This is a genomic window from Agromyces sp. NBRC 114283, from assembly GCF_030268405.1.
Lineage (GTDB): Bacteria > Actinomycetota > Actinomycetes > Actinomycetales > Microbacteriaceae > Agromyces > Agromyces mediolanus.
Window position 1 is genome coordinate 1,005,573 of the sequence record NZ_BSQP01000001.1, and the last position, 24,058, is coordinate 1,029,630.

The 24,058-nt window shown below is 72.4% G+C and carries 27 protein-coding genes; 13 read left to right on the plus strand and 14 right to left on the minus strand.

Annotated elements, in window-relative coordinates; genetic code table 11:
• Window positions 1-12 precede the first annotated feature (12 nt).
• Window positions 13-429, minus strand: a complete 417-nt coding sequence (gene paaI / locus QSJ60_RS04790) for a hydroxyphenylacetyl-CoA thioesterase PaaI (protein ID WP_189083406.1) — start codon at window positions 427-429, stop codon at window positions 13-15.
• A 156-nt stretch (window positions 430-585) separates the two neighbouring features.
• Here paaI and paaA point away from each other — a divergent pair, with 156 nt between their 5' ends.
• The 6 genes from paaA (at window position 586) to QSJ60_RS04820 (ending at window position 5,452) form a co-directional block, all read left to right on the plus strand.
• Window positions 586-1,593, plus strand: a complete 1,008-nt coding sequence (gene paaA / locus QSJ60_RS04795) for a 1,2-phenylacetyl-CoA epoxidase subunit PaaA (RefSeq protein WP_285462811.1) — start codon at window positions 586-588, stop codon at window positions 1,591-1,593.
• Window positions 1,593-1,931 carry a 1,2-phenylacetyl-CoA epoxidase subunit PaaB gene (paaB, locus tag QSJ60_RS04800; RefSeq protein ID WP_285462812.1) on the plus strand — a complete coding sequence of 113 codons (339 nt, stop codon included), beginning with the start codon at window positions 1,593-1,595 and terminating at the stop codon, window positions 1,929-1,931. Before paaA ends, paaB begins: the two co-directional genes overlap by 1 nt.
• Window positions 1,928-2,794 (plus strand): 1,2-phenylacetyl-CoA epoxidase subunit PaaC, encoded by an 867-nt coding sequence (paaC, locus tag QSJ60_RS04805; protein ID WP_285462813.1) that lies wholly within the window; start codon window positions 1,928-1,930, stop codon window positions 2,792-2,794. Before paaB ends, paaC begins: the two co-directional genes overlap by 4 nt.
• Before the next feature lie 89 nt (window positions 2,795-2,883).
• Window positions 2,884-3,384, plus strand: coding sequence for a 1,2-phenylacetyl-CoA epoxidase subunit PaaD (gene paaD, locus QSJ60_RS04810; RefSeq protein WP_230763776.1), 501 nt, complete (start codon window positions 2,884-2,886; stop codon window positions 3,382-3,384).
• Window positions 3,384-4,613: a 1,2-phenylacetyl-CoA epoxidase subunit PaaE gene (gene paaE / locus QSJ60_RS04815; RefSeq protein WP_285462814.1), complete on the plus strand. Its 1,230-nt coding sequence runs from the start codon at window positions 3,384-3,386 to the stop codon at window positions 4,611-4,613. Before paaD ends, paaE begins: the two co-directional genes overlap by 1 nt.
• A 53-nt stretch (window positions 4,614-4,666) precedes the next feature.
• Window positions 4,667-5,452: an enoyl-CoA hydratase/isomerase family protein gene (locus QSJ60_RS04820; RefSeq protein ID WP_285462815.1), complete on the plus strand. Its 786-nt coding sequence runs from the start codon at window positions 4,667-4,669 to the stop codon at window positions 5,450-5,452.
• A 35-nt stretch (window positions 5,453-5,487) separates the two neighbouring features.
• On the opposite strand, the gene QSJ60_RS04825 is transcribed toward QSJ60_RS04820, so the two are convergent.
• A complete protein-coding gene (locus QSJ60_RS04825) occupies window positions 5,488-6,531 on the minus strand; it encodes an ADP-ribosylglycohydrolase family protein (protein ID WP_285462816.1) in 1,044 nt (347 codons plus the stop codon).
• Window positions 6,521-7,528: an ADP-ribosylglycohydrolase family protein gene (locus QSJ60_RS04830; protein WP_285462817.1), complete on the minus strand. Its 1,008-nt coding sequence runs from the start codon at window positions 7,526-7,528 to the stop codon at window positions 6,521-6,523. Before QSJ60_RS04830 ends, QSJ60_RS04825 begins: the two co-directional genes overlap by 11 nt.
• A gap of 159 nt (window positions 7,529-7,687) precedes the next feature.
• Between QSJ60_RS04830 and QSJ60_RS04835 the strand changes: the two genes are divergently transcribed.
• Genes QSJ60_RS04835 through QSJ60_RS04850 form a run of 4 tightly spaced genes read left to right on the plus strand, consistent with a single transcriptional unit; the run spans window position 7,688 to window position 11,903 of the window.
• Complete coding sequence (locus tag QSJ60_RS04835) at window positions 7,688-8,713, plus strand: LacI family DNA-binding transcriptional regulator (RefSeq protein WP_285462818.1); 1,026 nt, start codon at window positions 7,688-7,690, stop codon at window positions 8,711-8,713.
• Window positions 8,714-8,716: 3 nt separating this feature from the next.
• Entirely contained in the window at window positions 8,717-10,066 is a 1,350-nt protein-coding gene (locus tag QSJ60_RS04840; protein WP_285462819.1) for an ABC transporter substrate-binding protein, read from the plus strand.
• Window positions 10,063-10,986, plus strand: a complete 924-nt coding sequence (locus tag QSJ60_RS04845; RefSeq protein WP_285462820.1) for a carbohydrate ABC transporter permease — start codon at window positions 10,063-10,065, stop codon at window positions 10,984-10,986. Before QSJ60_RS04840 ends, QSJ60_RS04845 begins: the two co-directional genes overlap by 4 nt.
• A complete protein-coding gene (locus tag QSJ60_RS04850; protein WP_285465258.1) occupies window positions 10,983-11,903 on the plus strand; it encodes a carbohydrate ABC transporter permease in 921 nt (306 codons plus the stop codon). The genes QSJ60_RS04845 and QSJ60_RS04850 overlap by 4 nt, the downstream gene beginning before the upstream one ends.
• Window positions 11,904-11,937: 34 nt before the next feature.
• Here QSJ60_RS04850 and mnhG read toward each other — a convergent pair whose 3' ends face one another.
• The 6 genes from mnhG to QSJ60_RS04880 are packed head-to-tail and all read right to left on the minus strand — an operon-like array spanning window position 11,938 to window position 18,211.
• On the minus strand, window positions 11,938-12,285 hold the full coding sequence (mnhG, locus tag QSJ60_RS04855) for a monovalent cation/H(+) antiporter subunit G (protein WP_285462821.1): 348 nt from the start codon (window positions 12,283-12,285) through the stop codon (window positions 11,938-11,940).
• Window positions 12,282-12,554: an MrpF/PhaF family protein gene (locus QSJ60_RS04860; RefSeq protein WP_189083415.1), complete on the minus strand. Its 273-nt coding sequence runs from the start codon at window positions 12,552-12,554 to the stop codon at window positions 12,282-12,284. Before QSJ60_RS04860 ends, mnhG begins: the two co-directional genes overlap by 4 nt.
• On the minus strand, window positions 12,551-13,180 hold the full coding sequence (locus QSJ60_RS04865) for a Na+/H+ antiporter subunit E (protein ID WP_230763790.1): 630 nt from the start codon (window positions 13,178-13,180) through the stop codon (window positions 12,551-12,553). The genes QSJ60_RS04860 and QSJ60_RS04865 overlap by 4 nt, the downstream gene beginning before the upstream one ends.
• Window positions 13,177-14,769, minus strand: coding sequence for a Na+/H+ antiporter subunit D (locus QSJ60_RS04870; protein ID WP_285462822.1), 1,593 nt, complete (start codon window positions 14,767-14,769; stop codon window positions 13,177-13,179). Before QSJ60_RS04870 ends, QSJ60_RS04865 begins: the two co-directional genes overlap by 4 nt.
• A complete protein-coding gene (locus tag QSJ60_RS04875) occupies window positions 14,766-15,251 on the minus strand; it encodes a sodium:proton antiporter (RefSeq protein ID WP_285462823.1) in 486 nt (161 codons plus the stop codon). The genes QSJ60_RS04870 and QSJ60_RS04875 overlap by 4 nt, the downstream gene beginning before the upstream one ends.
• A complete protein-coding gene (locus QSJ60_RS04880; protein WP_285462824.1) occupies window positions 15,248-18,211 on the minus strand; it encodes a Na+/H+ antiporter subunit A in 2,964 nt (987 codons plus the stop codon). Before QSJ60_RS04880 ends, QSJ60_RS04875 begins: the two co-directional genes overlap by 4 nt.
• A 111-nt stretch (window positions 18,212-18,322) precedes the next feature.
• Between QSJ60_RS04880 and QSJ60_RS04885 the strand changes: the two genes are divergently transcribed.
• Both QSJ60_RS04885 and QSJ60_RS04890 read left to right on the plus strand, forming a co-directional pair.
• Window positions 18,323-19,543, plus strand: a complete 1,221-nt coding sequence (locus QSJ60_RS04885; protein ID WP_189083420.1) for an ATP-binding protein — start codon at window positions 18,323-18,325, stop codon at window positions 19,541-19,543.
• A gap of 87 nt (window positions 19,544-19,630) precedes the next feature.
• Complete coding sequence (locus QSJ60_RS04890; RefSeq protein WP_285462825.1) at window positions 19,631-20,482, plus strand: sulfurtransferase; 852 nt, start codon at window positions 19,631-19,633, stop codon at window positions 20,480-20,482.
• 79 nt (window positions 20,483-20,561) lie between these two features.
• Here QSJ60_RS04890 and QSJ60_RS04895 read toward each other — a convergent pair whose 3' ends face one another.
• Genes QSJ60_RS04895 through QSJ60_RS04910 form a run of 4 tightly spaced genes read right to left on the minus strand, consistent with a single transcriptional unit; the run spans window position 20,562 to window position 22,832 of the window.
• Window positions 20,562-20,945 carry a hypothetical protein gene (locus tag QSJ60_RS04895; RefSeq protein WP_285462826.1) on the minus strand — a complete coding sequence of 128 codons (384 nt, stop codon included), beginning with the start codon at window positions 20,943-20,945 and terminating at the stop codon, window positions 20,562-20,564.
• A gap of 28 nt (window positions 20,946-20,973) precedes the next feature.
• Window positions 20,974-21,402: a cupin domain-containing protein gene (locus tag QSJ60_RS04900; RefSeq protein WP_285462827.1), complete on the minus strand. Its 429-nt coding sequence runs from the start codon at window positions 21,400-21,402 to the stop codon at window positions 20,974-20,976.
• Window positions 21,395-21,976, minus strand: a complete 582-nt coding sequence (locus QSJ60_RS04905; protein WP_285462828.1) for a TetR/AcrR family transcriptional regulator — start codon at window positions 21,974-21,976, stop codon at window positions 21,395-21,397. The genes QSJ60_RS04900 and QSJ60_RS04905 overlap by 8 nt, the downstream gene beginning before the upstream one ends.
• 40 nt (window positions 21,977-22,016) lie before the next feature.
• Complete coding sequence (locus QSJ60_RS04910; RefSeq protein ID WP_285462829.1) at window positions 22,017-22,832, minus strand: class I SAM-dependent methyltransferase; 816 nt, start codon at window positions 22,830-22,832, stop codon at window positions 22,017-22,019.
• A gap of 118 nt (window positions 22,833-22,950) precedes the next feature.
• Here QSJ60_RS04910 and QSJ60_RS04915 point away from each other — a divergent pair, with 118 nt between their 5' ends.
• Window positions 22,951-23,325, plus strand: a complete 375-nt coding sequence (locus QSJ60_RS04915; protein ID WP_230763803.1) for a hypothetical protein — start codon at window positions 22,951-22,953, stop codon at window positions 23,323-23,325.
• Between the two features lie 13 nt (window positions 23,326-23,338).
• Here QSJ60_RS04915 and QSJ60_RS04920 read toward each other — a convergent pair whose 3' ends face one another.
• Window positions 23,339-23,998, minus strand: coding sequence for a hypothetical protein (locus QSJ60_RS04920; protein WP_285462830.1), 660 nt, complete (start codon window positions 23,996-23,998; stop codon window positions 23,339-23,341).
• Between the last annotated feature and the right edge of the window lie 60 nt (window positions 23,999-24,058).

Genomic DNA, 24,058 nt, shown 5'->3' on the forward strand with positions numbered 1-24,058 from the left:
GGCGGGCCGGGCTCAGAACGTCCGGTTGGTCGAGATGGAGCGGCCGCGGAACTCCGCGACGGCCTCGCCGTGCTCGTCGACGACCGACACGTCGTAGAGCCCGGTGCGGCCCGAGCGGGTGCGGCGCACCGCGGTGGCGGTGAGCGTCTGGCCGGGCACCGTGGACTTCAGGAAGGCGATGTCGGCGCCGGCGGCGACCGTGACCCGCTCGTCCTCGTTGCAGGAGATGGCGAAGGCCGTGTCGGCGAGGGCGAACACGATGCCGCCGTGCGTGATGCCGAAGCCGTTCGTCATCTCCTCGCGCACGACCATGCTGACGACCGCGTGGCCGGGGTCGTCGCGCTCGACGACGAGGCCGAGCCAGGCGGCGGCCCGGTCGCGCTGCATCATCTCGCGGTTGATCGCGGGCTCGGTCGCGGCATCCGTCATCTGGCACTCCTCGTCGAGTTCAGCGCGCCGTTGCTGCGGCGTCTGGATCGACTATATACTAACTGAACGATCGGTTGGTAATATCGGATGCCACGAGCGCCCGCGCTCGCCACGGCCACCCGCATCCGGCCGTCCGCAGAGACACAGGAGTCGACGATGACCGCACCAGCAGAGCTCCGCCGAGCGAGCGAACCGGCCGAGCCCACCGCCGACGAGCTCGCCGGGCAGGCCGCCTTCGACGAGCTCATCGCCGCCGACTCCCGCATCGAGCCCCGCGACTGGATGCCCGAGGCGTACCGCAAGACGCTCATCCGGCAGATCAGCCAGCACGCACACTCCGAGATCATCGGCATGCAGCCCGAGTCGAACTGGATCAGCCGCGCGCCGAGCCTGAAGCGCAAGGCGATCCTGATGGCCAAGGTGCAGGACGAGGCCGGCCACGGCCTCTACCTCTACTCGGCCGCGCAGACCCTCGGCATCGGCCGCGAGGAGATGATGCGCCAGCTCATCGAGGGACGCGCCCGCTACTCCTCGATCTTCAACTACACGACCCCGACGTGGGCCGACATGGGGGCCATCGGCTGGCTCGTCGACGGTGCCGCGATCTGCAACCAGGTGCCGCTCTGCCGTGCCTCCTACGGGCCCTACGGCCGGGCGATGGTGCGCATCTGCAAGGAGGAGTCGTTCCACCAGCGGCAGGGGTTCGAGATCCTGCTCGAGCTCATGCAGGGCACCGAGGCGCAGCGCGAGATGGCGCAGGACGCCGTGAACCGCTGGTACTGGCCGAGCCTCATGATGTTCGGACCGCCCGACGACGAGTCGCCGAACTCGGCGCAGTCCATGGCGTGGAACATCAAGCGCTTCTCCAACGACGAGCTGCGCCAGCGCTTCGTCGGCATGCTCGTGCCGCAGGCCGAGGTGCTCGGCGTCACGCTGCCCGACCCGGAGCTGGCCTGGAACGAGGAGCGCCAGGCCTACGACATGAGCGAGATCGACTGGACCGAGTTCCACGAGGTGCTCGCCGGCCGTGGACCCGCGAACGCCGAGCGGCTGCGCCGCCGCCGCGAGGCGCACGAGGCGGGCGCGTGGGTGCGCGAGGCCGCGGCCGAGTACGCGCGCAAGCAGGCGGACCGCGCCGCCGAGCTCGCCGGGGCGGTGGCCTGATGTCGACGCCGGGCGCTTCGACGGGCTCAGCGGGCCAGGCGGGCTCAGCGGGTCAGGCTCGCGAGTGGCCGCTCTGGGAGGTCTTCGTCCGCGCCGGCCGCGGCCTCAGCCACGTGCACGTCGGCTCGCTGCACGCGCCCGACGCCGAGCTCGCCGTGCGCAACGCCCGCGACCTCTACACCCGCCGCGGCGAGGGGGTCTCGATCTGGGTCGTGCCCGCCGATGCCGTCACGACGAGCGACCCCGACGCGAAGGGCGCCTTCTTCGAGAGCCCCGCGGGCAAGAACTACCGGCACGCCGTCTACTACACGAAGAGCGAGGGGGTGAAGCACCTGTGAGCCGCCAGCCCGACGTGCACGGCGACGTCTCGGTCGAGCGGCTCGCGCTCGCCGAGGAGCTGGCCGGCACCGGCTCGGCGTCCGGCCCCGGCGACGGCGCTCGAATCGCGCCGCCCGAGACGGCCGAGTACGCGCTCCGCCTCGGCGACGACGCCCTCGTGCTCGCGCAGCGGCTCGGCGACTGGATCACCCGCGCCCCCGAGCTCGAGGAGGACGTCGCCCTCGGCAACATCGCCCTCGACCTCATCGGCCACGCCCGCTCGCTGCTGCACTACGCCGGCACCGCCTCGGGCCGGAGCGAGGACGACCTCGCCTACTGGCGCGACGAACCCGAGTGGCGCAACGCCTGGCTGTTCGAGCAGCCGAACGGCGACTTCGCGTGCACGATCGCGAGGCAGCTGCTCGCCTCGTGCTACTGGTTCGAGCTCTACACGGCGCTCTCGGCATCCGCCGATCCGACCCTCGCCGCCGTCGGCGCGAAGGCGGTCAAGGAGGTCGACTACCACCGCGACCACGCCGCGCAGTGGACGCTGCGGCTCGCGGGCGGCACCGAGGAGTCGCGCCGCCGCATGATCCAGGGCGTGGCCGACGTCTGGCCCTACCTCGACGAGCTGTTCGAGGACGACGAGCTCGTCAGCCGGCTCGCCGCCGACGGCGTCGCCGTGCTGCCCTCCTCGCTGCGGACCGGCGCGGAGGCGGCGATCGCGCAGGTCTTCGCCGAGGCGGAGCTCGAGCCGCCCGCCGGGCGCACCGCGTTCACCGCCTCGGGCGGCGGCCGCCGGGGGAAGCACACCGAGCACCTGGGGCCGCTCCTCGCCGAGCTGCAGGTCCTCGCCCGCCAGCACCCGGGGGCGTCGTGGTGACCGCCGCGCGGGCCGTCCCTCCTCTCGACTTGCCCGACTTTCATGAAAGTCGGGCAAGTCGAGATGGGGGCGAGGCGGTCGCGCGGCCGGTGCCGAGCGACCCGGCGGCGCGCCGGGCGTGGGACGTCGCCGCGACCGTCACCGACCCCGAGATCCCGGTGCTCACGATCGAGGACCTCGGCGTGCTCCGCTCGGTCGAGCTCGCCGCGGACGGGGCGGTCGAGGTGCGGCTCACCCCCACCTACAGCGGATGCCCCGCCCTCGACGCCATGCGCGACGACGTGCTGCTCGCCCTGACCGCGGCGGGCTACGCCGAGGTGCGCGTCGAGCTCGTGCTCGCCCCCGCCTGGACCACCGACTGGATGAGCGACGCCGGCCGCGAGAAGCTGCGCCGCTACGGCATCCAGCCACCCTCCGGCCGCGCCGCCGCGCGCGATGCCGGACCGGTGCGGCTCGCCCTCGCCGTGAAGTGCCCCCGCTGCGACTCGCTGCACACCCGCGAGCTCGCCCGCTTCGGCTCGACCTCGTGCAAGGCGCTCTACGAGTGCCTGGACTGCCTCGAGCCCTTCGACTACTTCAAGGTGCTCTGATGGCCGCGCGCAACCTCGGATCGACGACCCAGGCGACCGGCGCCACGGCGGCGCCCGGCCAGGACCTCGCGACGGCGTCGGCGCTGCTGCGCTCGGCCGTCGGCGGCGAGGCGCCCACGAAGCGCCCGCGCGCCCGCTTCCACCGCCTCACGGTCGCCGAGGTGCGCCGGCTCACGGCGGATGCCGTCGAGGTGACCTTCGCGGTGCCCGCAGAGCTCGCCGGGGAGTACGACTACCTCCCGGGCCAGTACGTCGCCCTCCGCAAGGAGCTCGACGGCTTCGAGCGCCGGCGCAGCTACTCGCTCTGCCGTCCGCCGGAACCCGCCGCCGACGGCCGCGGTACGAGCATCTCCGTCGCGATCAAGCGCGACCTCGGCGGCGTCTTCTCGAGCTGGGCGAACAGCGAGCTGGCGGCGGGCGACGAGCTCGACGTGATGAGCCCGCAGGGCACCTTCACCTCGACGCTCGCGGAGCTCGACGGCAAGCACGTCGTCGGTATCGCCGCGGGCAGCGGCATCACCCCGCTGATGGCGCTCGCGCACGCGGTGCTCGCCCGTTCGGCCGACGCGACGTTCGAGCTCGTCTACACGAACCGCTCGACGCTCGACGTGATGTTCCTGGAGGAGCTCGCCGAGCTGAAGGACCGCTACCCGGCCCGCCTGGCGCTCCACCACGTGCTCTCCCGCGAGCAGCGCACCGCGCCGCTCCTGTCGGGCCGCATCGACGCGGAGAAGCTCGACGCGATGCTCGAGCACCTGATCCGGCCGGAGACCGTCGACGAGTGGTTCCTCTGCGGGCCGCTCGAGCTCGTGCAGCTCGCGCGCGACGCCCTGGAGGCGAAGGGCGTGCCGGCCGCGCGGGTGCGCTACGAGCTGTTCACCACCGACGCCGACCGCGGGGCGGAGCCGCGCAGCGGGCGCCCGGTCGAGATCGTCGCGGGCGAGCAGACGATCACGATCGAGTTCACCCTCGACGGGCAGTCGTCCACGGTGGAGAGCCCGGTGGCCGCGAACGAGAGCATCCTGAACGCGGCGCTCCGCGTGCGGCCCGACGTGCCGTTCGCCTGCGCCGGCGGCGTCTGCGGCACCTGCCGGGCGCGGGTGGTCGACGGCAGCGTGCAGATGACCGAGAACTACGCGCTCGAGCCCGAGGAGCTGGAGCGCGGCTACGTGCTCACGTGCCAGTCGCACGTGCAGGGCGAGCGGGTGACGGTGGACTATGACGTGTGAGCCGGCCGGCGCGGCCGGCGCGCTCGGTGCGCTCGGTGCGTGAGGGGGGACGGATGATCCGCTTCGAGGTCGACGGCGGGGTGGCCGAGCTCGTGCTCGACGCCCCCGACAAGCTCAACGCGCTCGACGAGGGCGCGCTCGGCGAGTTCGCGGCGGCGCTCGCCGAGGCCGAGCGGCTCGCCGATGCGGGGGAGCTGCGCGCGCTCGTGCTGCGCGGCGAGGGCCGGGCGTTCTGCGCCGGGCGCGACATCTCCCGCGTCGACCCCCGCGAGGACGACGTCGAGGGCTACCTCGGCGGGCTCGTCGAACCGCTGCTGCAGCGCCTCGCCGGGCTCCCGGTGCCGACCTTCGCCGTCGCGCACGGCGCGTGCCTCGGCGTCGGGCTGGGCCTGCTGATCGCGAGCGACATCGTCTACGTCGCCGACACCGCGAAGTTCGGCTCGCCGTTCGCCGCGCTCGGTGCGACGCTCGACTCCGGCGGGCACGCGCTGTTCTTCGAACGGCTCGGCGCGCACCGCACCATGGACCTCATCGTCACCGGCCGCCTGATGACGGGGGAGGAGGCGGTCGCCGCCGGCCTCTTCTCGCGGGTGTTCCCGGCCGAGGAGGTGCTCGGTGCGACCCGCGAGGCCGCCCGCGCCGCGGCATCCGGGGCGACCCTCGCCTTCGTCGCCTCGAAGCGGCTCATCGCCGCCCTCCGCGACGAGCGGCTCGGGCTCTGGGCCTCGATGGCCGAGGAGAACCGGGCGCAGGCCGCGCTCTGCGACACCGCCGACTACCGGGAGGGCTTCGCGGCGTTCCAGCAGAAGCGCCGCCCGGAGTTCACCGGCCGCGCCTGACGGCGTGCCGGGCGGCGCTCTCCCCGCCCGGCGGGTCAGCCGGCGGCGCGGTCGGCGACGGATGCCTCGAGTTCGGCCGCCACGGCCGACACCCGCTCCCCGGCGAGGGCCGGATAGCAGACGCCCTCGACGCGGTCCACCGCGGCGGGCCACGTCTCGCCGAACACCCCGGCTCCGTGCGCCGCGCCGAGCAGGGCGCCCACGAAGGCCGGCACGCTGTCGGACTCGCGGGCAAACAGGGTCGCGTTCGCGAGCGCCTGCTCGGGCCGCTCGCCGTCGGCGCGCAGCAGCAGGAAGGCGATCGGCAGCGTCTCGGGCGCGGTGCCCGGCTGGCTGTAGCGGCGCGGGTTCAGCTCGGCGAGCAGGCGCGGCAGCTCCAGGAGCACCGAGGCCGGGGCGAGCCGGGCCGCGGCCCGGAACCCCTCGGCGAGCCAGGAGTCCTCGGGCACGAGCGCCTCGGCGTCGTCGAGCGCCTGCCCGATCGGCGCGCCGACGGCGAGCGCCGAGACTGCGGAGGCCATGCAGGCCGCGGCCCACACGCCGTCGCGGGCGTGCGTGATCGAGGCCCACTCGGTCGCGGCTTCGGCCGCGGCGGCCGGGTCGCCCGCGTGGAACAGGCCCCAGACGACGCCGGCGGCGACCGCGCTGTCCGAGGCATCCGCCGGACCGTCGTTGCCGGTCACCGGGGGGACGAGTCCGCGCTCGGCGTTGATGATGGCCGAGCGCTCGGCGATGCCGGTCCAGACGTCGTCGCCCGCCGTCAGGCGGCGCCACTCGGCGAAGCGGCGCGCCGAGGCATCCGCCGCCTCGGCCGTCGTGAGCGCGACACGAGCGGCGAGCACGGCGGTCTCGGTGTCGTCGGTGGGGGCGAGCCGCGCGCCGTCGACCGTCGTCGCGTCGAAGGGCAGCAGGGGCTTGGCGACCCGGGCCTCGTCGAGCTCGGCCGAGCCCGCCCAGAGCCGGCCGCGCACCCAGGGCGAGCGCACGGCGCGGTGGTAGTCGGCGGCGAGCCCGACGGCGTCGCCGACGGCGAGTCCGAGGAGGGCGCCGTGGATGCGGTCTGCGCGGTCAGCCGACACTGGTGGTCCTTTCGTCAGCAGGAGCGGCAGCGGCGGGGGAGCGTTCGAAGAGCCCGTCGGCGAGCTCGAGCAGCTCGGTGCCCGCGGTCGCGAGGATGCAGCGGCCGTGCACGCGCACGACCTGCTCGCGCCACTCGACGGGCATCGCCTCGAAGCCGCACATCGCCCCGGCCAGTGCCCCGTTCATGGCGGCGATCGTGTCCGAGTCGCGGCCGATGTTCACGGAGGCGATGACGGCGTCGACGAAGTCGCCCTTCGCCGCCTCGTAGAGGCCCATCGCGAGGGCGAGGGCCTCGGGGGCGGCGTCGGCCCAGGGGTAGTGGAAGAGCGAGATCTCGCGGTAGAGCTCCGGCGCGGCATCCTCGGCCCGGTCGTAGCGGGCGCCGATGGCGAGCGCGCGGGCGACGAGGCGCCCGGTCCACGAGTCGGCGGGCAGTGCCGCGACGACCGCGTCGACGACCTCGCGGTGCGAGTCGGCGACGAGCGCGGTGGCGACGCCGGCGGCGACGGCCTCGGCGGCGTAGACGCCGTCGACGGCGTGGCTGACGCTCGCGTCGATGCGGGCGAGGCGGCGCGCCTCGGCGGGGTCGCCGGCGGCGAGGATGCCGATGGGCGCGACGCGCATGGCGGCGCCGTCGCTCCACCGCTCGTAGTTGCGCAGGCCCGTGGCCGGTGGGCGGAGGCCCGCGGCGAGGTTCGCGATCGCGACCATCTCGCTGAAGCCCGCGCCCGCGAAGCCGCCCTGCTGCTCGGCGACGGCGGCCGTCCAGGTGGCGGCGACGTCGTCGGCGGTGAGTTCGAAGCCGTGCGCGAGGAGCGACTGGCCGGTGAGCACCGCGTACTCGGTGTCGTCGGTGCCGGCGGCGTCGGGCAGCAGCCCGGTGACCCGGCCGAAGCGCCGGGCGATCTCCTCGATGGTCATGCCCTCGGTGGGCGCGCCCATGGCATCGCCGATGGCGAGACCGATGAGCGCCCCGCGAGCTCGATCGCGGCTCATCCGTTTCCACATCGTTTTGCGTGCATGCTGGCCACTATAGGCGACCGGCTCGCGCTGTCTAGTCCCGGATTTCTCGGGCGCATTGACAAGCTGGCGAAGATGACGGATGCTTGCTCTCGTCAAACACGCAAAACGTTATGCGGACAGGGAGGTCGGCACGTGACGCAGAAGTCCGGCATCGCCGCGGTCGCCGAGACCGCCGGGGTCAGCGTGTCCACCGTCTCGCAAGTGCTGAGCGGCAACCGCCCCGTGAGCGAGGCGACGCGCGCCAAGGTGAACGCCGCGATCGCCGAGCTCGGCTACACGCCGCACCCCGGCGCCCGGAGCCTCCGCAGCCGCCGCACCGAGTCGATCGCCCTGCTCGTGCCCGACATCACGAACCCCTTCTACCCGCTCGTCGCCGTCGGCATGCAGGACGTGCTGCTGCCCGCCGGCTACCTGCTCTCCATCCTCGACGCCGGCAGCCAGTCGGGCACCGGGCGCCTGCTCGGCCACGTGCTCGAGCGCCGCTTCGACGGCATCGCGCTGCACATCGACGGGCTGTCCGACGCCGACCGGGCGCGGCTCGCCGAGTCGGGCACCCGCGTCGTGGCCCTCGGCCGAGACATCGGCATCGAGGGCAGCGACTACGTCGAGTCCGACGACGCCGGCGGCTTCGCGAAGCTCGGCGCGCACCTGCTCGGCACCGGCCGCCGCCGCATCGGCTTCATCGGCGGCGAGGAGGAGTCCGACCCCTCGCGCCTGCGCCTCGGCGGGCTCCGCCAGGCGTTCGCCGGCGCCGGTCTCGACTACGACGACGCGGCCACCGTCTTCACGAGCTTCACCCGCGACGGCGGCCGCGACGGCGTCGCCGCCCTCTACGAGCGCCGCACCGACTGGGACGCGATCGTCTGCGCGAACGACCTCATCGCGATCGGCGCGATGGACGAACTGCGCCGGCGCGGTCTCAGCATCCCCGACGACGTCGCCGTCACCGGCTACGACGACATCGACGCCGCCGCGCTCGTGCACCCCAGTCTCACCACCATGGAGAACCCCGCCCGCGAGATCGGTCGCACCGCCGCCCGACTCCTGCTCACCCGGCTCGCCGGCGACGGCGACGATGCCCCGACGCAGCACATCACGCTGTCGACGCGGCTCGTCGTGCGCGACTCCACGACCTCCCCCATCCCCCAGGAAAGGTAAGCAATGCACCAGAAGTCGAAGCGTTGGGGCGCCGCAGTGGCCCTCATCGCCGCCGGCGGCCTCCTCGCCGGCTGCGCCTCGTCCGGCTCGTCCGGCGACGTCACCTACTGGTCGGCCTTCGTCTCGAAGGACACCGAGCGCTACTACCAGGAGCACTACGTCGACGCGTTCAACGAGCAGTCCGACGACGCCAAGGTGAAGATGGAGGTGAAGCAGCTGCAGAACCTGGGCTCGCTCACCGACACGGCCGTCTCCGCCGGTCGCGGCGCCGACGTCGTCTACTCGGCGGGCCCCTCGAGCGCCCTCGGCTTCGCCTCGGCGAAGCGCATCGACGCGCTCGACGACTACGCCGCCGAGTACGGCTGGGCCGACAAGCTCCAGCCCTGGGCCTACCAGGCGAGCCAGGTCGACGGCACCCTCTACTCGGTGCCGGTCGAGTACGGCTCGATCGTCATGTACTACAACCCCGGCGTCTTCGAGGAGCACGGCTGGACCGTGCCGACCACGCTCGCCGAGTTCGAGCAGGTCGCCACCGAGGCCCAGGCCGCCGGCATGATGCCGGTCGGCGCGGGCAACAGCGGCTACCAGGCGCAGAGCGAGTGGTACCTCTCGGCCTTCCTGAACATGGCCGTCGGGCCCGAGAAGCTCTACCAGGCGCTCACCGGCGAGGCGAAGTTCACCGACCCCGAGTTCGTCGACGCGATCACGCTGTTCCAGCAGCAGATCGACAAGAAGTGGTGGGGCGGCGGCAAGGACCGCTGGTTCACGAACACCGACACCGACCTGTTCACCGGCCTCGCCGACGGCACCGTCGCGATGTACATCACCGGCACCTGGTCGTTCGGCGACGCGGGCCGCTACTTCGGCGAGGCCGCGGGCAACGACGCCGAGTGGGACTGGGCGCCGCTGCCCTCGCTGAGCGACGACGTCGCCCCCGGCGTCTACCCCATGGCGATCGGCACCTCGCTCTCGGTCAACTCCGCGTCGAAGCAGGCGGATGCCGCGGCCGAGTACATCGACTTCGTCATCGACGACCCGGCGCGCTCGTACGACTACCTCGCCGCGACCGGCCAGAACCCGCCGCCGCTCAGCGACCTCGCGTCGATGCCAGACACGGTCGACGAGCGCTCCGCCCGCCTCTACACCGAGGCCCCCGAGAGCGGGAACCTCGGCTACGCGAGCTGGACGTTCTTCCCCGCGGCGACCGACACCTACCTGTGGTCGGAGTTTGACAAGATCATCACGGGCGACCTCACCCCGCAGGCCTACCTCGAGGGGCTGCAGAAGGTCTTCGACGGCGAGCTCGCCGCCGGCAAGGTGATCACCCCCTTCGAGCCGGTTCCGGGCGCGTGACCTCCGCGACCGCCAGGATCGGGGCGGGGCCGGCCGTGCGCCGGCCCCGCCGCCGGCGTCGCCTCGTGGCGTGGCTCTTCATCGCGCCGCTCGCGATCGTCAATCTGCTCGTGATCGGCGGTCCGGGGCTCTCCTCCCTGCTGTTCTCCTTCACCGACTGGGACGGCCTCGGCCAGGCCAACTTCGTCGGCATCGACAATTACGTCGAACTGTTCCAGAGCCCGAACGTGCTGGCCGCGATCTGGCACAACCTGCTCTGGACGCTCTTCTTCCTGATCGTGCCGATCAGCATGGCCCTGCTCGGGGCGTTCCTGCTCTCGCGGCTCCGCCGCGGCCAGGTGCTGTTCCGCACCCTCTACTTCATCCCCTACGTGCTCGCGACGATCGTCTCGGCGACGATCTGGCGGCAGATCCTGAGCCCGGATGCCGGCATCGGCGCCGCCCTCGCGAACCTCGGCTTCGACGGCCTCGCCGGCGTGAACTTCCTCGGCGACCCGAGCCTCGCGCTCGGCTCCGTCGCGTTCGTGAACAACTGGCAGTGGTGGGGCTTCCTGCTCGTGCTGTTCCTCGCCGCGATGCAGGGGGTCAACCCGGCGCTCTACGAGGCGGCCCGGCTCGACGGCGCGAACGCGTGGCGGGAGTTCTGGCACATCACGCTGCCCGGCATCCGCCCGACCCTGATGTTCCTCGTGCTGATGACCGTCATCTGGTCGTTCCTCGTCTTCGACTACGTCTACATCCTGACCCAGGGCGGCCCGGCCGGATCGAGCGACGTGCTCGCGACGGTGCTCTACCGCACGGCGTTCTCGGAGCAGCGCGCGGGCTACGCCTCGGCCATGGCGATGCTGCTCTCCTCGATCAGCGCGGTCGTCGTCGCCGGCTACCTCATCCTCCGCAAGAAGCTCGATTGGGACGTGTGATCCGCGTGCAGACCGACACCCTCACCGCCCCCGCCACCTCGCGGCGCGCGGCTCGCGCCGCGGCGCGGCCCCCGCGCCGCGCCGGCTTCCGCCCGGACCACCGCCCCCGACGGCCGTTCAGCGTGCTCATCCTCGTGGTGCTCGCGTTCTACGCGACCGGCCCGCTCGCCGTATTCGTCTTCAACTCGCTGAAATCGCCCGCCGAGATCAGCCGCTCGCCGATCGGCCTGCCGAGCGAGTGGCGCAGGGAGAACTTCGCCACCGCCTTCGAGGACGCGAACATGGGCCAGGGGCTCCTGAACAGCGCGATCATCGCGGTCAGCACGGCGCTCGGCGTCTGCGTGATCGCGAGCATGGCGGCGTACGCGATGACCCGGCTCGACCTGCCCGGCAAGGGCGCGTGGATCCTCTACATCCTGGTGTCCACCTCGGTGCCGATCCAGCTGTTCCTCGTGCCGCTGCTGTCCTGGTGGTCGACGCTCGGGCTCTACAACACGCAGTTCGGCCTCATCGTCATCTACTGGGCGGTGTACTCGCCGTTCGCGACGATGCTGCTGCGCTCGTTCCTGCTGACCATCCCGAAGGAGTACGAGGAGGCGGCCCGCCTCGACGGCGCGGGCGAGTGGCGCCTGTTCACCCGGGTGATGGTGCCGATGATCTGGCCGGGCATGCTGACCGTCGCGCTCGTCGCCGGGCTGCAGGCGTACAACGAGTTCCTGCTCGCGGTGACGTTCATCCAGGACAGCCAGCTCCTGCCGGTGTCGCTCTCGCTGTACTCGTTCCAGCAGTCCTACGCCGTCGACTGGTCGCTCGTGAGCGCGGCCGGGCTCATCATGGCCGCGCCGGTGATCGTGGTGTTCCTGCTGCTGCAGCGCCGCTTCATCGAGGGCTACACGCAGGGCGGGCTCGCGAACTAGCGGGCGCCCTGCGCCGCGCGCGGCCGCCGCGCGCTCAGTCCTTCGCGTGCTCCTCGATGTCGCGGCCGAGCTCGTCCTCGATGAGCACGTCGCGGCGCACGTGGTCGGTGCGGTAAGCGCTGCGGCCGAGCATGTGCGCGGTCATCGGCTGGGTGAGCAGCTGGAACGTCATGATCAGGATGACGGTCGTGAGCACGCCCCAGGTCGGCACCCGCAGCACGATCGCGAGCAGCACCGCGGCGAGGCCGAACACCTGCGGCTTCGTGGCGGCGTGCAGCCGCGTGAGTACGTCGGGGAAGCGGACGATGCCGATGCCGGCCGCCATCGACAGGAACGCGCTCACGAGCACGAGCAGGCCGACGGCGAGGTCCGCGGCGTTCACGAGGCGTCCTGCTTCGCCATGAAGCGGGCGATCGAGATCGAGCCGACGACCGCGAACATCGCGAGCACGAGCAGCACCACGAGGGTGTCGGTGTGCCGGTTGATCGCCATCTCGGCGCCGAGGGCGCAGATCGCGATCGCGAGCAGCACATCGGTCGCGAGGGCCCGGTCGAGGATCGAGGGGCCGCGGATGATCCGGTAGACCGCCGCGATCGCGCCGATGCCGAACATCAGCCCGGCGATGATGGAGACGATGGTGAGGAAGGTCATGCGTCCTCCTTCGGGGTGTGGTCGTGCGGGGCCTCGGCCGGCGCGTGCCCGGCGCGCTCGGCCCGGCGGGCCTTGCGGGCGAGCCGCACGTCGACGGCCTGCTGGTGCGTGCCCATCGCGAGCACGATGCGCTCCTCGGTACCGAGCACCTGGCGCTTCACGCGCTCGACGTCGTCGTGGGTGCGGGTGCCGAGCGCGTGCAGGTAGAGCAGGCCGCGTTCGCGGTCGATGTCGACGACGACGGTGCCGGGCACGACGGAGATCGCCTCGGCGGTCAGCGTGGTGACGAGGTCGCTGCGGGTGAGCAGCTGCACGGCGATGATCGCGTTCGACGGCTTCCACCACGGGGCGACCGCGAGGAACGCGACCTGCAGCGAGGCGAACACGACGTCGAACATCATGCGGAGGCCCAGCAGCAGCCCGCGCCACGGGTTGAAACGGCCCGAGAGCAGCACCGGGGGCAGGTACAGCGCGCGCGTGACGGTGACGGCGAGCACGACGCCGCTCACGACGGTGAGCACGTCGATGTGGTCCCACAGCATGACCCAGAGCAGCACGAGCGCGATGAGCAGCGGCAGCTGCCGCCAGACCGCGCCCCAGCGCGACACGTCGTGGGCCTGGCTCATCGCACGCCTCCCGGGAAGACGAGGCCGATGTACACGCTCGGGTCGACGAGGTCGGCCGCGGTGCGCCCGGCGAGATCGAAGAGCGGACCGGCGAAGACGGTCAGCAGCACGGTGATGGCGACGAGCGCGGTCGTGACGACGACCATCGGCACCGGGATGGTGCGGGTCGCGACGGCCGTGTCGCCGCTGCCCTCCCACTCGAGCACCGAGTTCAGCAGGGGCGAGTCGTAGCCCTCGACCTCGTCGCGGTCGCGCCAGAACGCCATGTTCCAGAAGCGGGTGAGCGCGTACAGCGTGATGAGCGAGGTCGCGGCGCCCGCGGCGATCACCGTCCAGGTGAGCCACGCCGGCCCGCCGACGGACTCCGGCGCGCCCTCGGCGCCCGCGATGAACAGGCCGAGCTTGCCGAGGAAGCCCGAGAACGGCGGGATGCCGCCGAGGTTCAGCGCCGGGATGAAGAACAGGACCGCGAGCAGCGGCGAGGCCTTGAGGAGGCCCGCGAGCCGGTTGATGGAGGTGGAGCCGCCGAAGCGCTCGATGAGCCCGGTGGTGAGGAACAGCGCCGTCTGCACGGTGATGTGGTGCACGACGTAGTAGATGGTGGCGGCGAGGCCGAGCTCGGTCGCGAGCCCGATGCCGAAGATCATGTAGCCGATGTGGCTGACCAGGGTGAAGGAGAGCAGGCGTTTGATGTCGGCCTGGGTGAGCGCGCCGAGGATGCCGACGAGCATGGTGAGCCCGCCGATGACGAGCAGCAGCGTCGAGACGTCGCTCTCCTGGAAGATCACCGTCTCGGTGCGGATGATCGCGTAGACGCCGACCTTCGTGAGCAGGCCCGCGAACACGGCGGTGACGGGCGCCGGCGCGGTCGGGTACGAGTCGGGCAGCCAGAACGACAGGGGGAACACCGCCGCCTTGATGCCGAAGGCGAGCAGCAGCAGCAGGTGCAGGATGAGCTGCACGCTGTCGGGCAGCTCGGCGATGCGCACCGAGAGCTGGGCGATGTTCGCCGTGCCGGTCGCGCCGTAGATGAGCGCGATGGCCGAGAGGAAGAACAGCGAGGAGACGAGACTGACGAGGATGTAGGTGACGCCCGCGCGGATGCGCTCACCGGTGCCGCCGAGGGTGAGCAGCACGTAGCTCGCCGACAACAGGATCTCGAAGCCCACGTAGAGGTTGAACAGGTCGCCCGCGATGAAGGCGTTGAAGACGCCCGCCGACAGGATCAGGTAGGCCGGGTGGAAGATCGACACCGGGGTCTCGCGATGGCGGTCGGCGACGCCCTGGCTCACCGCGTACACGAGCACGCCGAGCAGCACGATCGCCGAGATGAGCAGCATGATCGCGGCGAGCCGGTCGACGACGAGCGAGATGCCGAAGGGCGGCTCCCAGCCGCCGACCTGCACGACGACGCCGGCTCCGCTCGCGTCGACCGTGGCGAGCAGCACCGCCGAGATGACGGCGACGGCGGCGAGCACGCTCGCCGAGACGGCCATCTGGGCGCGCCGGTGCCGGCCGAGCACGAGGGTGACGGCGGCGCCGAGCAGCGGCAGCAGCACGACGAGGGGCACGAGGATCGCGGGGTTCACGGGCGCACCTCCTCATCGGGCCGTTCGGGGGACTGCTCGAACTCCTCGTCGCTCGCGTCGATGAGCTCCTGGATGGCGAGGTCGTCGGCCGCGGAGCTGCGGATGAGGCCCTCGGCCTCCTCGACCTCCTCTTCGAGATCGTCCTCGTCGTCGACCAGGTCGCCCTTCTCGCCCAGCCGGGCCAGCCACCAGGAGCGGTAGATGAGCGCGAGCATGAACGCCGTGATGCCGAGGTTGATCACGATCGCGGTGAGCACGAAGGCCTGCGGCACCGGGTCGGAGATGCCGTCGGCGGTGACGCCGTCGGACAGGAGGGGCGCGAGGCCGGGCGCGCCGCTCATCAGGAAGATGAGGATGTTCACGGCGTTGCCGACGAGCAGGAAGCCGATGAGCACGCGGGTGAGGCTGCGCTCGAGCATGATCGTGATGCCGGCGCCGAAGAGCACGGCCATCAGCACCACGAGGGTCAGCGAGGCGGTCATGCGCGCACCTCCGTCTCGGCGCCGTTCTGCTCGAGTTCGTTCTCCTCCTGCTGGCGGTCGACCTCGGCCCCCAGCGAGCGCAGGATGTCGAGCACGAGCCCGACGACGACGAGGTAGACGCCGATGTCGAAGAGCGTCGAGGTGCCGATCGAGATGGTGCCGAGCAGCGGCACCTCGGTCTCGAACCAGCTCGACTCGAAGACGGCGAGCCCGAAGAAGAGCGAGGAGGTCGCGGTGCCGGCCGCGAGCAGCAGGCCGGTGCCGAGCAGGTGGCCCGCGTCGACCGGCGCCGCCTCGCCGAGCTCGTACCGCCCGCCCGCGAGGTACCGGGCGACGAGCGCGAGGCCGGCGAGCAGGCCGCCCGCGAAGCCGCCGCCGGGCGCGTTGTGGCCCACGAACAGCAGGAACACCGAGACGACGATCGCCGGGTGGAAGAGCAGCCGCACGAGCACCTCGATGAGGATCGAGCGCCGTCGCGGCGACAGCGTGCGGCCGGCCAGCAGCCAGGTCTGGCGGGTGGCCGCGGCTTCGGCCGCGGCGTCCGACTCGCCCTCGACGTCGGCGAGGCGCGGACGCGCGCCGCCGATGCTCGACGCCGTCTCGGGGACCGGGCGGAGCCGGTTGCGGCGGTCGGGCCGCTCGTCGAGGCGGGGCGCGCCGCCCGTGCGGCCGGAGACGAAGATGAGGCTCGCGACGCCCGTGGCGACCGCGACGAGCACCGAGATCTCGCCGAGGGTGTCCCAGGCGCGCAGGTCGACAAGCATGACGTTCACGATGTTCGTGCCGTGCGCCTCGAGCGCCCGCTCGGCGAGGCCATCGACGATGTCGGGCGCGGTGCGCGCGCCGAGCGCGATGAAGCCGATGACGCCCATGACGATGCCGGCGAGCGCGCCGATGAGGGCGCGGCCGAGGCGGTGGACGGGCGGATGCGTCGTCGCGATCTGTTTCGGCAGCCGGCGCATGACGAGCACGAAGACGACGAGCACGATCGTCTCGACGAGCGCCTGCGTGAGCGCGAGGTCGGGAGCGCCCGACATGCCGAAGATGAGCACGAGGCCGTAGCCGGTGACGCTCACGAGCAGGACCGCCGTCATGCGCTGCTTCACGATCGCCGCGGCGATCGCCGCGATGCCCATCACGAGCGCGAGGAACGGCTGCGCCGGGTAGTCCCACAGCCGCACACTGCCGGGCCAGGCGGTGTTGACGAGCGCCGAGACGCCGAGCCCGCCGATGAACACGAGCACGATCATGCCGAGGTAGCCGGGGAGGCCCCGGTACTGGATGGCGGTCGTGACGGCGGCCGCGAAACGGTCGATCGCCGAGACGACGCCGAGGTAGCCGCGGCCGGAGTCGATGAGCGGGGGCAGCGAGGCCTGCATGCGGGCGACCTTGGCTCGGCCCCAGACGAGGAGCGCGCCGAGCGCGAAGACGGCGAGCGAGAGCCAGAGCGCGGGCTCGAGGCCGTGCCAGAGGGCGAGGTGGTACTCCTCCGGGCCGGGGAGTTCGTCGGCGTAGCTCGTGTAGAGCGGCTCGATGAGCGTGATCGTGAAGGCGGCGACGAGGCTCGCGGCGGCGAGCACCGCGGGGCTCGCCGCGACCATCGCGGGCTCGCGGTGCAGCGGCGTCGGTGCGCAGTTCGGCCGGGTCCAGAACGCGCCCCACACGAAGCGCACGCTGTAGGCGACGGTGAGCACCGAGCCGAGGAAGGCGAGCACGAGGGCGAGCCAGCCCCAGCCGGCCGCGGGGCCGCCGTCGGCGGTCGCGGTGCCCGCCTCGAGCAGCGAGGTGAACACGCCCTCCTTCGCGACGAAGCCGAGCAGCGGCGGCACGCCGGCCATGGAGGCGGCAGCGACGAAGCCGATCGTCGCGACCACCGGCATCCGCCGGCCGAGCCCGGAGAGCTTGCGCCAATCGCGCGTGCCGGCCGCGTGATCGACGATGCCGACGACGAGGAACAGCGCCGACTTGAACAGCGCGTGCGCGGTGAGCAGCGCGACGCCGGCGAGGGCCGCGTCGCGGGTGCCGAAGCCGGTGACGAGCACGAGGAAGCCGAGCTGGCTCACGGTGCCGTGCGCGAGCAGCAGCTTGAGGTCGTACTGCCGCAGCGCGCGCCAGCCGCCGACGAGCATGGTGAGGCCGCCGAGGGCGATGACGATCGGATGCCACACCTCGAGGTCGGCGTAGCCGGGCGCGAGGCGGGCGACGAGGTAGACGCCGGCCTTCACCATCGCCGCGGCGTGCAGGTACGCCGAGACCGGGGTGGGCGCGGCCATCGCCGCGGGCAGCCAGAAGTTGAACGGCACGAGCGCGCTCTTGGAGATGGCCCCGATGAGCACGAGGGCGATGCCCCACTCGCCGGCGACCCCGGTGACCGGGTTCGCGACGAGCTCGGCGATCGAGGTGGTGCCGCCCTCGACGGTCAGCAGCACGAGGCCGACGAGCATGGCGAGACCGCCGAAGGTCGTCACGGTGAGCGCCTGCAGCGCGGCACCGCGGCTCTCGCGACGGCCGGTGTAGTGGCCGATGAGCAGGTAGGAGAGGACGCTCGTCGCCTCCCAGAACATGAACATCACGTAGACGTCGTCGGAGGTGACGAGGCCGAGCATGACGCCGGCGAAGGCGAGGAGCAGGGCGGCGAAGCGGCCGAGCGCGGGCTCGTCGTCGCGGAAGTACCAGGTGCAGTACGCCAGCACGAGCGCGCCGACGCCCGTGACGACGAGCGAGAGCAGCAGGGCGAGCCCGTCGAGGCGGAAGGCCAGGGCGACGTCGAGCGCCTGGATCCACTCGACCCGCTCGGTGACGACGCCCCCGGCGACGATCTCGGGGAGCAGCGTGAGCAGCCAGCCGAACACGGCGGCGGGGAGCAGGGCGATGACGAGGAAGACCCGCCGGCCGATCAGCCTCGTCAACAGGGGCGTCAGCAGGGAGAGGGCGCCGAACACGACGAGGCTGAAGAGCATTCACCCTCCTCACGTCGCAATCGTCCGGGCTCCAGCGTACCTGATGGCTCCGAGGTTTATCCAGTTTTATTCATTCTGGATAAACCGGCCCAAACTCACTAAGATGCCTCCATGGACAGCGTCAGCAATCCGTACACTCCGAATGCGGGGGCGGCGCCCGAGGTCATGGTCGGCCGCGACGAGCAACTCGAGGCGTTCCGGGTGCTCCTCCAGCGGCTCGAACGGCATCGCACCGAGCAGTCGATGATCATCACGGGGCTCCGCGGCGTCGGCAAGACCGTCCTGCTCGGCCGCTTCGGCGAGCTCGCCCGCGCGGCGCACTGGGAGGTCGTCGAGTTCGAGGCCAGCCGCCACGACGAGACCCGCTTCCGTCAGCTGATGTTCTCCCAGCTGAAGTCCACGCTGCTCCGCCTCTCGCCGCGCGCACGCTGGACGGCGTGCGGCCGGCGTGCCGCCGAGGTGCTGAGCGCCTTCGCCCTGCCCGTCGTGAAGCACGGCGCGTTCGGGCTCTCCTGGGACGTGACGCCCGCCGAGGGCGCCGGCGACCACGGCGACCTCGGCATGGATCTCACCGACGTGCTGCTCGCCTTCGGCGAGGCCGCCGACGAGCAGGGGCACGGCATCGTGCTGCTCGTCGACGAGGTGCAGTTCCTCGCCCGCACGCAGCTCGAAGCCCTCATCCAGGCGGTGCACAAGACGGTGCAGCGCAAGCTGCCGGTCGCCTTCGTCGGCGCCGGTCTGCCGCAGACCGTCGAGCTCGCCGGCGACGTCAAGGCGTACGCCGAGCGGCTGTTCAGCTTCTCGCACCTCGGCGCGCTCGGCGGCGACGACGCCCGTCGGGCGCTGGCCGAGCCCGCCCGCCTCGAGGGCGTCGAGTTCGACGAGGACGCCCTCGATCTCGCCCTCGAGCTGACCCACGGCTACCCCTGCTTCCTGCAGGAGCTCGGCGCGCAGGTCTGGAGCGTCGCCGAGGCGCCGCAGGTGCGCCGCGCCGACGTCGCGCTCGCCCGGGAGGCGTACGAGGCGAAGCTCGACGGCGCCTTCTTCCGGGTGCGGCTCGACCGGGCGACGCCGCTGCAGACGGCGTACCTCCGGGCGATGGCCGAACTCGGGCCCGAGCCGCAGAAGGCGGGCGACGTCGCCCGGGTCATGCACCGCGAATCGACCCAGGTCGGTCCGACGCGCGCCGAGCTCATCGACCTCGGGCTGCTCTACACGCCCGAGCACGGCTACGCGGCGTTCACCGCGCCCGACTTCGACGCGTTCATGAAGCGCGCCATGCCCGAGCTCGTGGTGCCCGAGGTGCAGCGCCGCCCCCGCAAGGCCGACTGACCGAACCGCTGAACCAGACTTGCCCGACTTTCATGAAAGTCGGGCAACCCTGGTTCAAGAGCGGGCGGGGGAAGGCAAGCTGGAGGCATGTCGATCCTCATCACCGCCGAGGAGCTCGCCGAACGGCTCGCCGACGAGGCATCCCGCCCCGTTGTGCTGGACGTGCGCTGGAGCCTCGCCGCCCCCGACGGCCGCCCCGCCTACCTCGCCGGCCACGTGCCGGGTGCGGTCTACGTCGACCTCGAGACGGAGCTGACGGCCCCGCCCTCGCCCGCCGCCGGGCGGCATCCGCTCCCCGACGAGGCCGCCTTCATCGCGGCCATGCGCCGCTGGGGTGTGCGCGAGGGCGACGCCGTGGTCGTCATGGACGACCTCGGCAACCAGTCGGCCGCCCGCGCCTGGTGGCTGCTGCGCCATGCCGGCGTCGCCGACGTCCGCATGCTCGACGGCGGCCTCGCCGCGTGGCGCGCCGCGGGCGGAACGCTCGAGACCGGCGACGTCGAGGCAGAGCCGGGCGACGCGACGGCGCACTTCGGGGCGATGCCGGTCATCGACGCGGATGCCGCGGCCGCCCTCCCCGAGCACGGGGTGCTCCTCGATGCGCGCGCCGCCGAACGGTACCGGGGCGAGGTCGAGCCGATCGACCCGGCTGCGGGCCACATCCCCGGCGCGCGCTCCGCGCCGAGCGCCGGCAACCTCGACGCCGACGGGCGCTTCCTGCCGCCCGAGGCGCTCCGCGAGCGCTTCGCCGCGCTCGGCGCCGACGGCGAGCGGCCCGTCGCGGTGTACTGCGGCTCCGGCGTCACCGCCTCCCACGGCGTCGCGGCGCTCGCGCTCGCCGGCGTCGCCGCCGCCCTCTACCCGGGCTCCTGGAGCCAGTGGTCGAACGACCCGGCCCGGCCCGTCGCGACGGGGGACGAACCGGAACAGCGAGAGTGAGGCCGAGCCGGACTGGAAAGTAACTCCAGGATCGTTCTGGATCGAGTCGTCCGTTTTCCCGACTCCAGATGTCCCCCATTCAGGTGGCAGGCTCCGCAGGCGGTGTGGTGGTGGGCCTTCTGCCCGACACCACAGCCACCAGCACCGCTGCCGCAAGGCTGGCGAGGGCGAGCACGAACACCGTGTTCGGCACCGGAAACACTCGGTGAGCGACGACGGATCCTGTCGGAAGCTCCCATTCGCAGGAGACGCCCACCGGAATCCAGAAATCCGTCTGAATGGGAGCCTGCTCACCGACCTGAACGCCCACAGTCGGATCCGCAGCCACGGGGAAGCAGCCCTGATTCTCGTGCCACAGGGAGTACTGGGCAGTGAGCTGTCCGAGAACCGCCAGCAGCGCTGCGGTGATGACCAGCGCGACCAGCAGCCTCAGCCGGCCTCGCCCAATTCGGATCGCGGTCACTCCCGCATGCTACCGAGCACCGCCCGGCTCACCACGGCGAGGGGCGGTCGGGGTCGCGCCGGCCGTCGTCGGGGGTGCGGGGGAGCGGTTCGCCGCCGCCGCGGATGCAGAGCCAGCGCAGCTCGCCCTCGCTGTCGGGGTGCGCCCGCCAGGTGCGCCACACGTCCTGGCCGACTCGGACGACGCTGCCGGGGCCGACGTCGACGACGTCGTCGTCGAGTCCCATCTGGCCGGTGCCGGCGAGGAAGACGTAGAGCTCCTCGATGCGGGCGTGGGTGTGCCAGTAGCCCGCCTCCTCGCCGGGTTCGAGCGCGTTCGCCGAGAGGCCCAGGTATTGCATGGCCAGTTCGTGGTCGACGATGCGGCGCCCGTCGCGGGATCGTGCGGCGTCGAAGCCGCCGTAATGCGATCGCCACGCGTCGAGCGCGCCGATCTCGAGCACCTCGTAGTCACTCATGCCTGCTCCGTTCTTCGTGTCCGGTCGGTGCGGGCTCCAGCAGCTCGAGGAGCCCGCGCACGGCGGCGCGCATCGCGGCGTCGTCGCCGAGCGCGCGGGACAGCACGTAGCCGCCCTGGATGACGGCGACCGCGGTCGTCGCCCGGTCGCGGGCCGCGGCGGCGTCGAGCCCCTGCTCCGTGAACGCCCGCGCGACGAGCTCGATGAGCTCCGCGAAGTAGCGGGACACCTCGCCCCGCAGCGCCTCGTCGCCCATGACGACGGGGTCGGCCGTGAGCCGGCCGACGCGGCAGCCGGCGGTCGCCGCGCGCGGCCGTTCGAGGTAGTCGGCGATGCGACGCTGGGGTTCGTCGGCGCCGTCGAGCGTTGCGGCGGCCGAGCCGAGCGTGTCGTCGACGGTCTGCGCGACGGCGGCGGCGGCCAGATCCCGCTTCGATGGGAAGTGGTGGTACAGGCTGCCCTGCCCGACGCCGCTGCGGGCGAGTACCTCGCGCGGGGTCGTCGCCGCGACGCCGTTCGCCGCGTACAGCTCCTGCGCGGCCTCGATGAGGATGCGTCGTGCCTCGGTGGTCATGCCCCGAGCATGCCATACCTAGAGGTAGGTATGCCACTCGTCAGGTCGGGCGGACCCCCACGGCCGTGATCGTCGAGGCATCCACCTGGTCGATGCCGCGCTCCGCGAGCAGTGCGGTGAAGCGCTCGCGCACCCGGCGCCTGGCCTTCTTGCCGAGGCCGTCGAGGAGGCTCCGCCGCCCCGTGCCGAGCACGAGCCGCCAGGCGAGGTCGTCGTCGAGGGCGAGATGACGCGGCACCGCGTCGGCGCGCACCCGCTCCAGCCCGAGCTCGTGCAGCCAGCCCGCCACCGCGCCGGTCGTGCCGGGCGTGCGGTCCGCCTCCTGCGGCGCGTCGGGCGAGCCGCCGCCGACCTCCGCGACGGCATCCGCGAGTGCCTGCCGGAACGAGTGGAACGCGCCGTGCTGCCACACCGTGATCGCGACCCGGCCGCCTGGGCGCGCCCGCCCGATCAGGGCGCGCGTGCCGTCGTCGAGCTCGTCGAAGAAGAACACCCCGAGCACGCACTGCACGAGGTCGTAGCCGGCCGGCTCCCACTCCCGCACATCGCCGACGTGCAGCCGCAGCCGCGGCAGCCCGCCCGCCGCTTCGGCGCGGGTGCGCGCGAGCTCGATCATCGGAGCGGCGGCGTCGACCGCGTCGACGATCCCCTCGGGGCCGACGAGCTCGGCGGTCGGCACGGCGGAGGCGCCGGTGCCGCAGCAGGCGTCGAGCACGGTCTCGCCGAACTGCGGCGCACTGCGCGCGATCGCGGACAGCGAGATCGGCTGCCAGAGCTCGTCATCGATCGCGAGGACGGCGTCGGCGTGCCTGACGAAGCGCCGGACGGCGTCGGGTTGCTGCTGCTCGTCCCCCATCCGACTATTCTGGCCCCCTTCCGGGCGTCCTGCGCAACGATTCGGGCGGCGAGCGGCTTTGGCTCGTCGGATCGGCGCTACTCCCGGTGTTCCGGTCAACGGGGTTACGTTGACCTGCATGACGCAGACCGATCCATCGTCGACTCCCGCTCCGACGCCGCCTCGAGCGGAGCAGTCGGCGCTCAATCTGCAGGGCCTCGCCTGCCTCATCCTGCTCGTGGTGGAGGGCGCCGTCATCCTGGTCACGCCGCTCCTCTTCCGGCTCGCGTCGTCCCGCATCGGGTTCGAGGTGGTGTCGAACTCGATCCTCGTCGCCACGATCCTGCTCGCGGCCCTGCTCGTGCTGCTCGGCGCCGTCGGCGCGCGACCGGGCGCCGCTCCGCGCCTGCGCTGGGCGGCCATCGGCGGGCTCGTCAGCGGGGCGTTCACCCTCGTGATTCAGCTCGGGAGTTTCCTGCTGAACTGGCTCCTCTTCAACGTCGCCGCGCTGTGAGGCGGGGCGCCAGCTAACGAAGCTCGGCCAGCTGGAGCGCGAGAATCGCGCGGACCTCGTCCACGAGCTCGGCCGTGGTGGTGCCGGATCCTGGGGAGAGCTGCGCGACCACGATGCCCTGCGCGTATGACGCCCACACGAGGTCGAGATCGTCGCGCACCTGATGGAGTCCCGACCAGTCGTCGAGCGTGAACGGGTGCTGCCGGACCGAGCCGTCCGGGCTCTCGCCGACGCAGGAGGTGAACTGGTGGGCGAGTGCGTCGAGCGCCGTCTGCCGTTCGTCGGTCTCGAGCGGCACAACCGCGACGACGAGGGTCGGGGTCGGAGTCGCCCCGCCCGGTGCCTGGAAGGTTCGGGCGACTCGCGACGCACGCTCCGTCAGGGAGAGGACTTCCCAGGCGCTCGCCCGACAGTCACCCCCGTAGGCATGGCCGTCGGGCGCGCCGACGAAGCCCGCGAAGCGCGAGCCCTCCCAGCTCGGGGCGACGGCGGCGACGGCGTCTGCCGTGAGGGCGCCGCTCTCGTCGGTGTTCGATGCAGGCGCCGTCGCCGGGACGCTGGCGGCGTGCGTCGCCGGGGTGCTCGGGTGGTCCGAGGGTGCCGGCACGCAGCCGGCGAGCAGCGCGGTCGCCGCGAGCGCACCCCCGAGGAGAAGCGGAACGCGGCGACCCATGTCCCGCATCCTGACAGAACCCGCTGGACGCCCGCAAGGATGTCGACGTGACGGAATGTC